10 protein-coding genes and 7 tRNA genes are annotated in these 14,820 nt (G+C 47.7%); 15 read left to right on the top strand and 2 right to left on the bottom strand.

Annotation, left to right across the window (positions count from 1 at the left end):
• Positions 1–42 precede the first annotated feature (42 nt).
• The 12 genes from MST20_RS19945 to MST20_RS19890 all read left to right on the top strand — a co-directional run bounded on the left by MST20_RS19945 (position 43) and on the right by MST20_RS19890 (position 8,746).
• Positions 43–118, top strand: a tRNA-Phe gene (locus MST20_RS19945).
• Positions 119–140: 22 nt separating this feature from the next.
• Positions 141–216 (top strand) — tRNA-His (locus tag MST20_RS19940).
• Positions 217–226: 10 nt separating this feature from the next.
• A tRNA-Gly gene (locus tag MST20_RS19935) sits at positions 227–297 on the top strand.
• Positions 298–312: 15 nt separating this feature from the next.
• Positions 313–389, top strand: a tRNA-Ile gene (locus tag MST20_RS19930).
• Positions 390–395: 6 nt separating this feature from the next.
• Positions 396–470, top strand: a tRNA-Asn gene (locus MST20_RS19925).
• Position 471: 1 nt separating this feature from the next.
• Positions 472–562: transfer RNA gene (locus MST20_RS19920), tRNA-Ser, on the top strand.
• An 11-nt stretch (positions 563–573) separates the two neighbouring features.
• A tRNA-Glu gene (locus MST20_RS19915) sits at positions 574–645 on the top strand.
• 188 nt (positions 646–833) lie between these two features.
• The gene (glgB, locus tag MST20_RS19910; RefSeq protein WP_243944399.1) at positions 834–2,717 is read left to right on the top strand and encodes a 1,4-alpha-glucan branching enzyme; all 1,884 of its coding nucleotides are present in this window, start codon (positions 834–836) and stop codon (positions 2,715–2,717) included.
• Positions 2,714–3,853, top strand: coding sequence for a glucose-1-phosphate adenylyltransferase (locus tag MST20_RS19905; RefSeq protein WP_243944398.1), 1,140 nt, complete (start codon positions 2,714–2,716; stop codon positions 3,851–3,853). Before glgB ends, MST20_RS19905 begins: the two co-directional genes overlap by 4 nt.
• A gap of 26 nt (positions 3,854–3,879) precedes the next feature.
• Positions 3,880–4,908, top strand: a complete 1,029-nt coding sequence (locus tag MST20_RS19900) for a GlgC family sugar phosphate nucleotidyltransferase (protein WP_243944397.1) — start codon at positions 3,880–3,882, stop codon at positions 4,906–4,908.
• On the top strand, positions 4,905–6,386 hold the full coding sequence (gene glgA / locus MST20_RS19895; RefSeq protein WP_243944396.1) for a glycogen synthase GlgA: 1,482 nt from the start codon (positions 4,905–4,907) through the stop codon (positions 6,384–6,386). The genes MST20_RS19900 and glgA overlap by 4 nt, the downstream gene beginning before the upstream one ends.
• Positions 6,347–8,746 carry a glycogen/starch/alpha-glucan phosphorylase gene (locus MST20_RS19890; protein WP_243944395.1) on the top strand — a complete coding sequence of 800 codons (2,400 nt, stop codon included), beginning with the start codon at positions 6,347–6,349 and terminating at the stop codon, positions 8,744–8,746. Before glgA ends, MST20_RS19890 begins: the two co-directional genes overlap by 40 nt.
• Positions 8,747–8,779: 33 nt before the next feature.
• Here the strand turns inward: MST20_RS19890 and MST20_RS19885 are convergent, their stop codons facing one another.
• Positions 8,780–9,538 (bottom strand): TraR/DksA C4-type zinc finger protein, encoded by a 759-nt coding sequence (locus MST20_RS19885; protein ID WP_243944394.1) that lies wholly within the window; start codon positions 9,536–9,538, stop codon positions 8,780–8,782.
• Positions 9,539–9,645: 107 nt separating this feature from the next.
• The gene (locus MST20_RS19880; protein ID WP_243944392.1) at positions 9,646–10,578 is read right to left on the bottom strand and encodes a 1,4-dihydroxy-2-naphthoate polyprenyltransferase; all 933 of its coding nucleotides are present in this window, start codon (positions 10,576–10,578) and stop codon (positions 9,646–9,648) included.
• 268 nt (positions 10,579–10,846) lie between these two features.
• Between MST20_RS19880 and MST20_RS19875 the strand changes: the two genes are divergently transcribed.
• From MST20_RS19875 to menH, 3 genes are read left to right on the top strand one after another with little or no spacing between them, the layout of a single operon-like run.
• Positions 10,847–12,271 carry an isochorismate synthase gene (locus tag MST20_RS19875; protein WP_243944390.1) on the top strand — a complete coding sequence of 475 codons (1,425 nt, stop codon included), beginning with the start codon at positions 10,847–10,849 and terminating at the stop codon, positions 12,269–12,271.
• Positions 12,268–14,010 (top strand): 2-succinyl-5-enolpyruvyl-6-hydroxy-3-cyclohexene-1-carboxylic-acid synthase, encoded by a 1,743-nt coding sequence (menD, locus tag MST20_RS19870; protein WP_243944388.1) that lies wholly within the window; start codon positions 12,268–12,270, stop codon positions 14,008–14,010. The genes MST20_RS19875 and menD overlap by 4 nt, the downstream gene beginning before the upstream one ends.
• On the top strand, positions 13,998–14,819 hold the full coding sequence (menH, locus tag MST20_RS19865; protein WP_243944386.1) for a 2-succinyl-6-hydroxy-2,4-cyclohexadiene-1-carboxylate synthase: 822 nt from the start codon (positions 13,998–14,000) through the stop codon (positions 14,817–14,819). The genes menD and menH overlap by 13 nt, the downstream gene beginning before the upstream one ends.
• The last annotated feature ends 1 nt before the right edge of the window (position 14,820 follow it).

The following is a 14,820-nucleotide window of genomic DNA, read 5'->3' as shown; positions in this document are numbered from 1 at the left end:
GTCGCGGGTTCGAGTCCCGTCCGGACCGCCATTTTAAATAAAGGCTCGGTAGCTCAGTTGGTAGAGCAACGGACTGAAAATCCGTGTGTCGGCGGTTCGATTCCGTCCCGAGCCACCATTTTACAATTTTATATATTGCGGCGGTTGTGGCGAAGTGGTTAACGCACCAGATTGTGGCTCTGGCATTCGTGGGTTCGATTCCCATCAATCGCCCCAAATAAAATTTGCGGGTGTAGTTTAGTGGTAAAACCTCAGCCTTCCAAGCTGATGTCGTGGGTTCGATTCCCATCACCCGCTTCATTTGCATATCATGGGCCTGTAGCTCAGCTGGTTAGAGCGCACGCCTGATAAGCGTGAGGTCGATGGTTCGAGTCCATTCAGGCCCACCATGATATTCCGCAGTAGCTCAGTGGTAGAGCTATCGGCTGTTAACCGATCGGTCGCAGGTTCGAATCCTGCCTGCGGAGCCATGGAGAAGTACTCAAGTGGCTGAAGAGGCGCCCCTGCTAAGGGTGTAGGTCGCGTAAGCGGCGCGAGGGTTCAAATCCCTCCTTCTCCGCCATTTTTCAATAAGGCCCGTTGGTCAAGTGGTTAAGACACCGCCCTTTCACGGCGGTAACACGGGTTCGAATCCCGTACGGGTCATCATGTTAAACTCTGCATCATTGCGATGCGGAGTTTTTTTTGTATGCCAGTTATGACTTCAGTCAATGTTCCAAAAAGAAATTGTTGAACTTTGTCAATAAATAGAAGCGCTTTCATTAAAGGGATCAAGCCATAATATGCGAATAAAAGAGTAATCTTTAAATATAGTGGCAGAAAGGATGAAATCAATGGCTGGTGTGAGTGCCTCGGATATTAAAGTGCATCTCTTTCATGAAGGTCGGCTTTATGAATGCTACAGATTTTTCGGCGCTCATCAGACGGAACAGGACGGCCGCCAAGGTTTCCGGTTCTGTGTTTGGGCCCCTCATGCGAAGGAAGTTCGAATCGCCGGAACGTTTAATGGCTGGTCCGGTGCTCGGCATCAAATGGAGAAGCGTCATCAGGAAGGGATATGGGAACTGTTTATCCCCGGCATCGGAGAAGGGGAACTGTATAAATATGAAATGATTACAGCCGCAAATGAAACGAAATTGAAGGCCGATCCCTATGCTTTTTTTTCTGAAGTCAGGCCGAAAACGGCATCGATCACTTATCAGTTGGCCGGATACCCATGGGGCGACCGGAAGTGGCAAAAGAAAAAGAAACAAAAAAACGTATATGAAAAACCGATTTCCATCTACGAGCTTCATGTCGGTTCATGGAAAAAGAAAGCGGATGGGCGTTTTTTCACATACCGGGAACTGAGCGAAACAGTCATTCCTTACGTTAAAGAACACGGATTCACACATATCGAGCTGATGCCGTTGACAGAGCACCCGTTTGACCGTTCATGGGGCTATCAGACAACGGGGTACTACAGTCCGACGAGCAGATATGGCGAACCACATGATTTGATGTATTTTATCGACCAGTGCCATCAGCATGAGATCGGCGTCATTATGGATTGGGTTCCCGGCCATTTCTGCAAAGATGACCACGGCTTGTATTTGTTTGACGGTATGCCGCTGTATGAATATACACACGAGCATGACAGGGAAAATTGGGAATGGGGGACCGCCAATTTTGACCTCGGAAAACGAGAAGTTCGCAGTTTTTTAATCTCGAACGCGTTGTATTGGATCGAGATGTATCATATAGATGGATTTCGAGTCGATGCAGTTGCAAACCTCCTGTATTGGCCAAACCGTCCTCAGCCTGAAGCGAACGGCTTTGCGATCGAATTTATTCAAACTTTAAACGAACAGGTTTTTGCAAAAGATCCCCACTTTTTAATGATTGCTGAGGACTCCACAGACTGGCCGCTTGTGACGCATCCGACCTATGCAGGCGGTCTCGGGTTTAATTATAAGTGGAATATGGGTTGGATGAACGATGTATTAACCTATATGGAAGCTTCCCCAGAACAAAGAAAACACCTGCATCATCTTGTTTCATTCTCCTTAATGTATGCCTACTCAGAAAATTACATCCTGCCGTTCTCCCACGATGAAGTGGTGTACGGCAAAAAGTCTCTGCTTCATAAGATGCCCGGCGATTACTGGCAGAAATTCGCTCAGTACCGCCTGCTGATCAGTTATTTTACGCTTCACCCGGGAAAAAAACTTCTTTTTATGGGCGGTGAGTTTGCTCAATTTGATGAATGGAAAGACGAAGAAGAGCTCGATTGGTTCTTGGACGATTTTGACATGCACCGCAAGGCCCGGATGTTTACAAAGGAGGCTCTTCACCTCTACAAAAAAAACCGTATTCTGTATGAAAATGATCATCGGCGGCAAGGATTCGAGTGGATTGACGTCAACAATGCGGAACAGTCGATTGTGTCGTTTATCCGCTATGGAAAACAGCCCGGTGAAGCGCTGATTATCGTCTGCAATTTTACGCCTTCCGTTTATCACGAATATCAGGTCGGCGTCCCTTTTCAAACCGAATATATCGAAGTGCTTAACAGCGATGATGCAAAATACGGAGGTTCACACCAAATCAATCCGAAACGACTTCAAGCAAAAGAAGGCGTTCTGCACGGCAAACCATACAGCATCTGCATGACAGTCCCTCCGCTGGGAGCTGCGGTTTTCAGAGCAGTCAAAAAGAGAGGAGCGAAAAAGGGATGAAAGAACAATGTGTGGCCATGCTTTTGGCAGGCGGCAAGGGAAGCAGGCTGAATGCCTTAACGAAAAACCTCGCAAAACCGGCCGTTCCATTTGGCGGCAAGTACAGAATCATCGATTTTGCCCTCAGCAACTGCGCCAACTCGGGAATTCATCATGTCGGTGTGCTGACTCAATACCAACCGCTTTTATTAAACTCATATATCGGCATCGGCGAGCCATGGGATCTTGACCGCAATGACGGCGGGGTCTCCATTTTGTCCCCTTATGCGGAAGCGTCGGAAGTGAAGTGGTACAAAGGAACGGCAAGCGCGATTTATGAAAACCGCCATTTTTTAAAAGAGCTTCAGCCTGAACATGTACTCATCCTATCAGGAGATCATATCTACAAAATGGATTACGGAAAAATGCTCGAATACCACGTGGAGAAACAGGCTGACGCCACCATTGCCGTCATCGAAGTCAGCTGGGCAGAAGCCGGCCGTTTCGGCATCCTTCATACCAATGACAAGATGGAGATTACAAGCTTCGAGGAAAAGCCGCAATACCCGAAGAGCAACTTGGCATCGATGGGTGTCTACGTTTTCAAATGGAGCGTGCTTGAAGAGGCGTTGGAACGCGATGAAAAAAAATCCGGCTCAAGCCACGATTTCGGTAAAGATATCATACCGGCTCTTCTCGAGGAAAAAAAGAAGCTGAACGCTTATCCGTTTAAAGGGTACTGGAAGGATGTCGGTACGGTCAGAAGTTTATGGGAAGCTAATATGGATCTGCTTGGAGATCATCCTCCACTTGACCTGTTCGAACGGAACTGGCGGATTTATTCCGTCGCCCCGAACCTACCGCCGCAGTTTGTTGCCGAGCAGGCGGACATCAAAGAATCGCTCATCAGCGAAGGGTGCGTCGTATATGGGGCGGTCACCCGTTCGGTAATCTTTCAGCGCGTTGCAATCGGCAGATATTCCGCGATCAAACGTTCAGTCGTGATGCATGACGTTTCAATTGGAGAGCATGTTGAGATCGAAAATGCCATTGTATCGGCAGGAATTCGAATTCCGGACGGTTTTCGGGCGAAGGCGGACGATGGCGAAATCCTGCTGATCACAGAGGAATATGTCAAAAAACATAAGGTTGTTTAAACAACACGGAGAGGCGGATGGTGCCAATGAATAATCAAATGCTGGGAATTATTGATGCAGCTGTCAACCAGCACTCTCTTCAGGATTTAACGGCCGGTCGTTCGATCGGAGCCGTTCCGTTTGCAGGAAGGTACCGGCTGATCGATTTTGCGTTGTCAGGTATGGTTCATGCTGGCATTCGGAGTGTCGCTGTATTTTCCAAGTCTCCGTACCGTTCCTTGATGGACCATTTAGGATCGGGAAAAGAGTGGGATTTAAACAGGAAAAGGGACGGCCTCTTCTTTCTTCCGTCTTCGATTCCCCATGAAGAGCACGTCGGGCTTGGTTCGTTTCGGCAATTTGCCGAGCATCTCGATTATTTTCAAAGAAGCACTCAGCCATATGCTGCTGTGGCAAACAGCTATACGGTCTGTCACATTCCTTTTCAAGAGGTGCTCAAACAGCACCTTGAATCCGGGTGTGATCTGACTGAAGTTTGTCAAGAAGGAAAGCCTTTAGGCTTGTATGTCACGAAGAAAAGTTTGTTGAGGGAGATGGTTGAAGGGCATTGCGCCGGAGGAGCGCAATCTTTTGAGGAAGTCTGCCGGAAAGAGCGTGGTTCGCTATCCGTCAACAGCTATGAGCATTCGGGGTATACCGCCGTGATCGACTCTCCCGAAAGCTACCTTTTTCATAGTTTGAACCTCATCCAGCCTGTGTTTCGGGAGCAAGTCTTTCATATGAACCAGCCTGTCTACACAAAAATAAAAAACGATCCTCCTGTAAAATACGCTAAAAACAGCAGGGTAAAGCAATCGATTATCGCTAACGGCTGCGTCATCGAAGGCGAGGTTGAGAATTCGGTCTTGTTCAGAGGAGTACACGTAGGAAAAGGAACGATCATCAAAAACAGCGTTATTATGCAAAAAACAAAGATCGGGGAAAACTGCCGGCTGGAGCACGTCATCTGCGACAAGGATGTCAAAATCGGCCATCATATCGAAATGTCCGGCACAATGGGTCTCCCTTTTATATTAAAAAAAGGAGCCGTACAAGGAGCGCTGATGAACTCTTGAAAGTCTTATTCGCTGTCTCTGAATGTGTGCCGTTTGTTAAATCAGGCGGGCTCGCCGATGTCGCCGGTGCGCTCCCGAAAGAGCTCGCCCTTTTAGGAATAGAAACGGCTGTCATGATGCCGAAATACAGCTTGATTGCGGAAGATTTCAGAAGAAGGATGGTTAAAACGGCTGAATGCGAGGTTCGCGTCGGGTGGCGCAGGCAGTACTGCGGCATTGAACACCTTGAACATGACGGCGTTTCTTATTATTTTCTTGATCATGAGTATTATTTTAACCGGGATTCTCTCTACGGCCATTATGATGATGGAGAGCGGTTTGCTTTTTTCTCGCGGGCCGTTTTGGAAGCACTATACGCGCTGAATTTTGATGCTGATGTCCTCCATACCCACGATTGGCACGCAGGGATGATCAATTATTTATTAAAAGAGGAATATCGAAAAAAACCGTTCTATCAGCGCATGAAAAGCGTATTCACCATTCATAACCTTCAATTTCAGGGAATTTTTCCGAAGGAAGCGGTCCATGACTTGCTCGGCCTTGACATTTCCCACTTTACAACGGAAAAGCTCGAGTTTTATGGACACATCAATTATATGAAAGGCGGCATTATTGCCGCTGATCAGGTGACAACAGTCAGTCCGACGTACCGCGATGAAATTTTGACTCCATACTACGGCGAACGGCTTGAAGGAGTTCTGGCAGACAAGAAGGATGTGCTGACCGGCATTTTAAACGGGATTGACGATGTTCTGTACGACCCTTTAAATGATCCTCACATCGATTATCATTACGATGCCGTCAACCGTGACGGAAAACGGAAAAATAAAGCTGTGATCCAGAAGACATTCGGTCTGCCGGTGAATGAAGACATTCCGCTCATCAGCATGGTGACAAGGCTGACGAAGCAAAAAGGCATCGATTTGATCAAGCGGGTATTGCATGAACTGTTTCAAGAAGAAGACATGCAGCTGCTCGTTTTAGGAACCGGAGAAGCGGAATATGAAAATTATTTCCGTTATATGGAGCATGCTTTTCCGGAGCGGTGCAAGGCGTATATCGGTTTTCATGAACCGCTCAGCCGCAAGATTTATGCCGGCAGCGATCTTTTCCTGATGCCTTCAAAATTCGAGCCGTGCGGTCTTGGACAGCTGATTGCCCTTAGATACGGCGCGGTTCCGGTTGTCAGGGAAACAGGCGGGCTTCACGATACAGTGACTGCTTACCAGGAAACAAACGGTGAAGGCAACGGCTTTACGTTCGCCCATTTTAACGCCCATGATATGAAGTATACGATGAAAAGAGCACTGTCTATTTATCACCGGAAAGAAGAATGGGGCAGCATCGTTCAAAAAGCGATGACACATGATGTCAGCTGGGCTTTGTCAGCCCGTCAGTATCAGCGGTTATACAGCCGGGAGATAAAGGGGGAAGCGCCATGTTCTCGTGTAAAGAAAGCTTTAAACAATGCTTTTTGAAGCGTCTTGAACGGTTGTGCGGAAAAAGCTTTCGGGACTCTTCTACGCTTGACCAGTATCAGACGCTCGGCGTCATGGTCAGGGAACATATCAGCGCAAACTGGATCGGGACCAATGAAAGAAGCCGCTCCAACCAAAATAAACAGACGTATTATTTATCGATTGAATTTCTTCTGGGCAGACTGCTCGGCCAAAACCTGCTCAACCTCGGCGTCCGTGAAGTTGTCCAAGAAGGTCTTTCAGAGCTTGGCATTTGTCTTGAAGACATCGAAGAGGCCGAAATGGATGCAGGCCTTGGCAATGGCGGATTAGGCAGGCTCGCGGCGTGCTTTTTGGATTCACTGGCTTCGCTCGACCTTCCCGGGCATGGGATGGGGATTCGCTACAAGCATGGCTTTTTCGAACAAAAAATCGTTGACGGTCATCAAGTCGAACTGCCTGAACAATGGCTCAAACATGGGTACGTGTGGGAAATCCGCAACGCCGATCAGGCTGTTTGTGTTCGTTTCGGCGGACGGGTCAAGATGGCGCAGGAAGGAGGGCGCCTCCGCTTTTGGCAGGAAGAAGCGGAAGTGATGACAGCCGTGCCTTACGACATTCCGATCATCGGCTATGAGACCGAGACGGTCAATACCCTCCGGCTGTGGAATGCGGAGCCTTGCTCGCTCCATCATGAACCGAATGTTTTAAAGTATAAGCGCGAGACAGAAGCTGTATCTGAATGCCTGTATCCGGATGACACGCATGACGAAGGCAAGATTCTCCGTTTGAAACAGCAATATTTTTTAGTATCGGCAAGCCTGCAAAGCATTGTGAAACGCTATAAGAAAAATCACCCGTCACTCCATGATTTTCATCAAAAAGTCGCGATCCATATCAATGATACCCACCCCGCTTTGGCTGTGCCGGAATTGATGAGAATTTTGCTTGATGAAGAAAAAATGACGTGGGATGAAGCGTGGCATGTTACGGTACATACGATTTCATATACGAATCATACGACGCTTGCCGAAGCGCTGGAAAAATGGAGGATCGATTTAATTAAACCGCTTCTGCCGAGAATTTTTATGATCATTGAGGAGATCAATGAGCGGTTTTGCGGCTGGCTGTGGGAAAAATACCCGGGTGAATGGGGAAGGATCGAAAAGCTTGCCGTCATCGCCCACGGCGAGGTGAAAATGGCCCACCTGGCGATAGTCGGAAGCTACAGTGTTAACGGCGTAGCCAACATTCATTCAACCATATTAAAAGAGCGGGAAATGAACGACTTTTATTCTGTTTTCCCTTTTAAATTCAATAATAAAACGAATGGCATCTCACATAGAAGGTGGCTGTTAAAGGCAAATCCGCCGCTTGCGAACCTGATTACTGAAGCGATAGGAGACAGGTGGCTGAAAGAACCTGAACGTCTCCTGGATCTTCGTCCGTTTGCGCGCGATTCCGCGTTTCTTGAAGCGTTTCAGCGCATCAAAAGGGAACGAAAGCAGCTTTTGGCAGACATGATGAAAGGCAGCATCGGCTTTGCCATTAATCCTGACAGCATCTTCGATGTTCAAGTCAAGCGTCTCCACGCCTATAAGCGCCAGCTTTTAAATGTGCTCCATATCATGTATTTGTACAACAGGCTGAAGGAAGACAAAGGCTTTGCCATTTATCCGCAAACATTTATTTTCGGAGCAAAAGCATCGCCGACTTATCATTATGCCAAAAAGGTCATCAAGCTGATCCATTCAGTCGCGGATAAAATCAATCATGATCCGGATGTCAGACAATCGATCAATGTCATCTTTCTGGAAAATTACCGGGTATCAACCGCCGAGCGTATTTTTCCGGCGTCAGATGTCAGCGAGCAAATATCTGCGGCAAGCAAAGAAGCCTCAGGTACAGGAAACATGAAGTTCATGATCAACGGGGCTTTGACGATCGGCACGCATGACGGCGCCAATATAGAAATGCTTGAGAGGGTGGGGCCCGAGTGTATTTACACGTTCGGATTAAAGGCGGATGAAGTGCTGAACTACACTGAAAAAGGCGGCTATTTGTCAAGGGAATACTATCAGCATGATGCGAGGATCAGACAGACGGCCGATCAGCTGATCAATGGTTTTTTCGAAGGGGAAGCCGGCGAATTTGAGCCGATTTATGACTCGCTGATCGCTTATAATGATGAATACTTCGTTTTAAAAGATTTTGCTTCTTATATTGAAGCGCAGGAACGGATTCAAAAAGACTACTTGAATAAGTGTCTTTGGGCCGAAAAAGCCGTCACAAACATCGCGCATGCCGGATACTTTTCAAGCGATCGCACGATCCGGGAGTATGCGGAAGACATTTGGGAAATTAAACCGTATCACCGCTGAATTTAAAAACGCTAAGCCCCTGACCCGCGGGGCTTAGTCTTCTTCATCTTCAGTATAAGGGTCCTTTTCATAAGCCGGGAGATCGCCGAAAGATGTCATGATGCCTTCTTCATCAAGAAGGTCTTCATATTTTTCATGTTCTTTCGTCGGGTAGACGGTTACTTCTTTTCCGGTAATGTCTGTTGCGGCATAGTTTTCGTAATCTTCGACATATCCGAGCGGCTCTTCATATTCCATGTACATCTGGCTGTATGAAAGCGGCGGAACGGCCAGATCCTGAGGCGTTTCAGAATTGCCGTAGCGTTCGACGTCCTGGTAAGCGTCTTCTGAATCGTATGCGACGTTTTCGTCTTCTTCGTCTTTTTCAAAATGTCCGAACGGGGGGTTCAGCACTTCTTCTTCAATCGGACGGTCTTTTGAAACGGAGACGGTTGACGAATGTTCGCTGCACGTCGTTGCGGTTGGCAGTACGGCCAGCCTTTCATACGGGATATCCTTTCCGCATACTTCACAGCGGCCGTATGTTCCTTTTTCGATCATGGCCAGAGCATGTTCGATATCGTGCAAATGCTCTCTTTCATGTTCAAAAAGAGCAAGATCTTTTTCGCGTTCGTACAGTTCTGTACCTTCATCTCCCGGATGGTTGTCATAAGCCGAAAGATCGCCCGTTGAGTTGAACGGGTGCGTCACATCGATGCCAAAATGTCCGTTTTCTTTAAAGCGGCTGACGATCTGTTCTTTTCCGGCTTTCAGTTCATTTTCGAGTTTTGTCAACTGTTCTTTTGTTAGCACATGCATCGCCTCGTTTCTTTAAAGTGCTCGCGTTTTTAGTATGAACGAATTCAAACAGAACTTTCTTGTAAATAAAAGCAAAAAAAAAGAGCCGGAAAGGCTCTTTTTTAGAAAATATACTGAATGAGCAGGGCAATGGCGAGCAAAAGGCCGAAAAAGGTGTTCGTCTGCGCCGTTGATTTCATGGCGACCATCAGATCCGCCGGTTTTTCTTTTTCCTTGAACTCCTGGATGGCTTTAATCGGTTTCGGCAGGCTCAAAAGTACAAGGCAGCTCCACAGAGAAACGATCTCAAAGCCGATGTATATACCGATCAATATATAGGAAACAGCAAAAACCCAGCTCAAAATCTGTACGGCATTTTTTCTTCCAGCCAAAATCGGCAGCGTCTTCCTTCCGTTTTCTTTATCTCCGACCATATCGCGGATATTATTGGAAAGATTGATGCCTCCGACTAAAATCGTAATCGGAAGGGAGATCAGAAAGACGTTCCAAGTCAGCCCGCCGGTCTGAATATAATATGAAATCAGAATGATGACCATTCCCATAAAAACGCCCGACATAATTTCACCGAACGGCGTATAGGAGATCGGAAACGGCCCGCCCGTATAAAGATAGCCGACGGCCATGCATACCAATCCGATCAGCGCAAGCCACCAGCTTGAAGAAGCGCAGATGTACAGGCCGAGTAAAACGGCTGCTCCAAACAGTCCGTATGCCAGGTATAATACCGTCTTTGGCTTCATTCCATAGCGGACGATAGCACCGCCGATGCCGACCGAGTTTTCATTATCAAGTCCTCTTACAAAATCAAAATACTCATTGAATAAGTTCGTTCCGATTTGAATTAATATTGATGCGGCCAGCATAGCTAAAAACAGCCAGATATCAATTTTTCCCGATTCAAGGGACATTACGGTCCCGAGCGTTACAGGGACAAAGGCGGCTGTCAGTGTATGGGGTCTTGTTAACATCCACCATACGCGCCATTTTTCCGGCTTTATTTCAGAAACACTCCCTGAAAGTGATTGATGCTGCATATAGTATGACTCCTTTAGTTTTAATACGTACACGTCCATACTAAGTTTAGAAAAAGTTAAAAAAGGTGTCAATATAATGGGTGATATTGTTAGAAAAAAAGCGGCCGTCCAGCAATTCAAAAATAATAAATGACCTTGTCTTTTTCAATCGGCCGATTACGTTTATAATAGGTAAGGGCACTTGTTAATAAAGTGTCGTTTTGTTGACACATACCGTTCACAGGTGTATGGTTATAAAAGCATTTTACGGATTTTGGAGGAATGTATCATGGTGACAACAGTGCAGCGTACTTTCCTTAGGGAAGCGCCTGAAGCATTAAACATCGTCAAAAAAGTCAACCATGCTGTTTTAATAAGTTATTCCAGAAAAATGGAGAGCATAGATGCTCTTTCCTTTTTCATAAATGGGGAAGAACAATTTGCCGGGAAACGGTTCTTCTGGTCTGATCCCGACGGCGGACTGACACTTGTCGGATTGGGAAAGGAAGTTTTGGTTTCCACAGACCTGAAGGATGCCGGACGTTATCAGGCTGTACATGAAAAATGGGAGCGCTTAAAAGAGAAAACCTTTCACTTCCACGAAGATCAATGCACGAGTCAGGCAGCGGTGGGGCCATTGCTGTTTGGCGGTTTTTCATTTGATCCGCTGGAAGATCGCAAGCAGCATTGGAACGGCTACCAGGAAGGCGCTTTTTTTATTCCTACCGCTATGCTGACACAGGACGGAGAGGAAACGTTCATTACGGTCAATAGATGGAAGACTCCTGAAGAGGATGTGCGCAAAGTACTTGAAGAAATAAAGGGCGCTGCTTCACAGCTGATCAAGGCGGACGCTTCCCGCTATCCCGAAAACGGTCATGCGCGATATACCGCCAAGGAGGAGCTTGATGTTCCTGAATGGCTTGAAGCGGTCCAGCGGGCGACAGACGACATTAAAAACGGGAAGTACGATAAAGTTGTGCTCGCCAGAGAGATCCTTTTAACGTTCGACGAGCCTGTCGAACTTCACAGAGTATTATTCAATCTGATGTCTGAACAAAAAACGAGCTATATATTCGCTATTGAAGAAAACGGCAAAAGTTTTGTCGGCGCGTCACCTGAACGACTGGTCAAAAAAGACGGAGACAACGTGCTGTCGACCTGCCTTGCCGGTTCAATCAAGAGAGGCGAAAGTGAGCAGGAGGACCGGATGCTCGGTCTTGAGCTGTTAAACGATGAAAAAAACCTTATCGAACACGACATTGTCGTCAATATGATTCATCAGGCGCTATTGTCAAATTGCAGCAATATCAAAAAGCCGGCCAAGCCGGGACTGTACAAAACAAAAAATGTGCAGCATTTGTATACGCCGATTGTCGGCAAAATCAATGCGAAGTCCTCGCTTTTTGATTTAATCGAGAAGCTTCACCCAACTCCTGCGCTTGGAGGAGCGCCTCAGCAAAAAGCGATAGAGGTCATCAGGGCGTTGGAGCCGATGTCAAGGGGCTGGTATGCGGCACCGACGGGCTGGATCGACATGTCCGGCAATGGGGAATTCGCGGTGGCGATCAGGTCAGGACTTATCGATTCAAAAGAGGCCAGAATTTTTGCCGGTTGCGGAGTTGTGGCTGATTCCGATCCTCATATGGAATACGAAGAAACGCAAATTAAGATGAAGCCGATGCTGTCTGCACTTGGAGGCGATATCCGTTGACTGAAAATCCAATTACAAAATATATAGGGAATTTTATTGATGAGCTTTCTCTTGCAGGCGTAACAGAAGCGGTCATCTGCCCGGGGTCAAGATCGACGCCCCTTGCGATTTTGGCCGCGAGTCATCCGGACATCAATGTTCATATCCATGTGGATGAAAGATCCGCTGCGTTTTTTGCAATGGGCATGGCAAAAGCAATGCGGAAGCCTGTCGTATTGATCTGTACATCCGGAACGGCTTCGGCGAATTTCTACCCGGCTGTGATCGAAGCTCATTATTCAAGAATACCGCTTATCATCTTAACGGCTGATCGGCCGCATGAACTGAGAGAAGTAGGAGCACCTCAGGCGATTGATCAGCAATTCTTATTCGGAAACTTTGTTAAGTTTTTCACAGACTCGGCATTGCCTGACAGTCATCCCGAAATGCTGGCGTACATCCGCTCTTTGGCAGCACGCGCAGCCGGAGAAGCCAAAAAAGCGCCGCGCGGCCCCGTGCATATCAACTTTCCGCTGAGAGAGCCGCTCATGCCGAACCTTGAGGACGAACCGTTTCAAAGGTTGAGAAACGGCAGTCATGTGGCGGTTGAAAGCGGCCGCTTTCGTGCTGACCGGCATCAGCTTGAAGCGCTGAGCGCTCTGATCAAAGAGACGGAAAAAGGCATGATCGTCTGCGGAGAGCTGCAAGATGATGACGCCAAAGCACATATTGTATCTCTCTCTCAGGCAGCGGGATATCCGATTTTGGCTGACCCGCTCTCAAACTTGAGAAACGGCAGCCATTCAAAAGAAACCATCATCGATGGATACGATTCATTATTGAAAGAAGAACAGCTGAAAAGCGAGCTCATGCCTGAGCTTGTCATCCGCTTCGGCGCGATGCCGGTTTCAAAGCCGCTTTTTCAGCTGCTAAAGCAAAATCCGAGCATCAGGCAAATCGTTGTTGATCCAGATGGAGGGTGGCGCGATCCGACTCAGCTCAGCGCACATATGATGCATTGCGCGGAAGAGGAGTTCGCGGCTGCTGCGGCTTCGGCTGTCCATTCAGAAAAAAGATCAGGCAGCTGGCTGGAAAAATGGCGGTTTGCCAACAGCCGCTTCCGAGCTCTTTTAAGAAATCTTGAAGCTGAGGATCTTACCTTTGAAGGAAATATCTACCGGAACCTGCAGTATTTGATTCCGGAAAACAGCTCTCTGTTTGTCGGAAACAGCATGCCGATCCGTGATGCGGATACATTTTTTGAAAATCAGGAACGGTCCTTCCGGATTTTCGCCAATAGAGGGGCAAACGGGATTGACGGCGTTGTCTCGACTGCGCTGGGCATATATGCTGCAACGAAAAAACCGGTAACCCTTGTCATCGGCGATCTGTCATTTTATCACGATTTAAACGGCCTCCTCGTCAGCAAAACGCTCGACATTCCGCTGACTGTCGTTCTCGTCAACAATGACGGCGGCGGCATTTTCTCTTTTCTTCCCCAATCTGCTGAAGAAAGGTACTTCGAGCTCTTGTTCGGAACGCCGACGGGGCTCGAATTCGAGCATGCCGCCAAGCTGTATGGAGGACGATATGTATGCCCTGAGTCATCCGCCCATTTTGCCGATGCGTATTTGTCCTCCGTCAACCGCCGCGGCTTGGATATCATTGAGGTGAAAACGAAGCGCGATGACCGTGTGGAGCAGCATCGCCGAATGCTTGATTCCGCGATGTATGAAATAAGAAAAGAGTGGCCGTTTTGAAATTGACTCTCAAAGACGGCGTTTCCTACAAAATAGAAGACAATGGCCTGTCTGCGGAAAAAACGGCGGTGTTTTTGCATGGTTTTACAGGAAGTGCGGCAACATGGGACGGAATAGACGGCTATTTTCAGGGGCTGCGTCTGATCAAGCTGAATCTGCTCGGACACGGCGGAACAGACTCGCCGGCAGACAGCAGCCGCTACACAACAGAGAAGCAGGCAGCCGATCTGATCGAGATTTTTGACCGTTTAAATGTGAAACAGGCTTACCTTATCGGTTATTCAATGGGCGGCCGGCTTGCCTTATCAGTGGCGATGATTCACCCGGAGCGTGTGTCCGGTCTTGTGCTGGAAAGCAGTTCCCCGGGCCTTGATTCGCCGGAAGAAAGAAAAGCGCGCAGGGAGCAGGACAGCCGGCTCAGCAGCCGGATACTTGAAGAAGGAATCGAGTCTTTCGTAGATTATTGGGAAGGCATTCCGCTGTTTGCATCTCAGCTTTCAATGGACCCTTCGAAAAGAAAAAAAGTGCGTGAAGAACGTCTGAACAACAATCCGGTCGGGCTTCGAGGCAGCTTAATCGGAATGGGAACCGGATCACAGCCGTCCTGGTGGAACAGACTGAGCCGAATCGATTATCCGGTACTTCTCATTGCAGGGAGCCTGGATCGGAAATTTATCGCGATCAATGAAAGCATGGCAAAGCGAATTCCAACCGCCCGCCTCGAGATTGTTGAACATACCGGTCATGCGGTTCATGTGGAAGAGCCCGATTTTTTTGGTAAAATAGTAAGTGAATTTATTTTAAAGTAGG

Origin of the sequence: Bacillus sp. B19-2, assembly GCF_022832475.1 — a bacterium.
Classification (GTDB): Bacteria; Bacillota; Bacilli; order Bacillales; family Bacillaceae; genus Bacillus; species Bacillus paralicheniformis.
The sequence above is the reverse complement of the archived record's forward strand: the minus strand, read 5'-3'. Positions and strand labels throughout refer to the sequence as shown.

Bases quoted from the DNA above. Each gene is read 5' to 3' on its own strand.
- MST20_RS19890 (WP_243944395.1), top strand. From the start codon at position 6,347: ATGTTCTCGTGTAAAGAAAGCTTTAAACAATGCTTTTTGAAGCGTCTT.
- glgB (WP_243944399.1), top strand. From the start codon at position 834: ATGGCTGGTGTGAGTGCCTCGGATATTAAAGTGCATCTCTTTCATGAA.
- MST20_RS19875 (WP_243944390.1), top strand. From the start codon at position 10,847: ATGGTGACAACAGTGCAGCGTACTTTCCTTAGGGAAGCGCCTGAAGCA.
- MST20_RS19905 (WP_243944398.1), top strand. From the start codon at position 2,714: ATGAAAGAACAATGTGTGGCCATGCTTTTGGCAGGCGGCAAGGGAAGC.
- MST20_RS19880 (WP_243944392.1), bottom strand. From the start codon at position 10,578: ATGCAGCATCAATCACTTTCAGGGAGTGTTTCTGAAATAAAGCCGGAA.
- MST20_RS19900 (WP_243944397.1), top strand. From the start codon at position 3,880: ATGAATAATCAAATGCTGGGAATTATTGATGCAGCTGTCAACCAGCAC.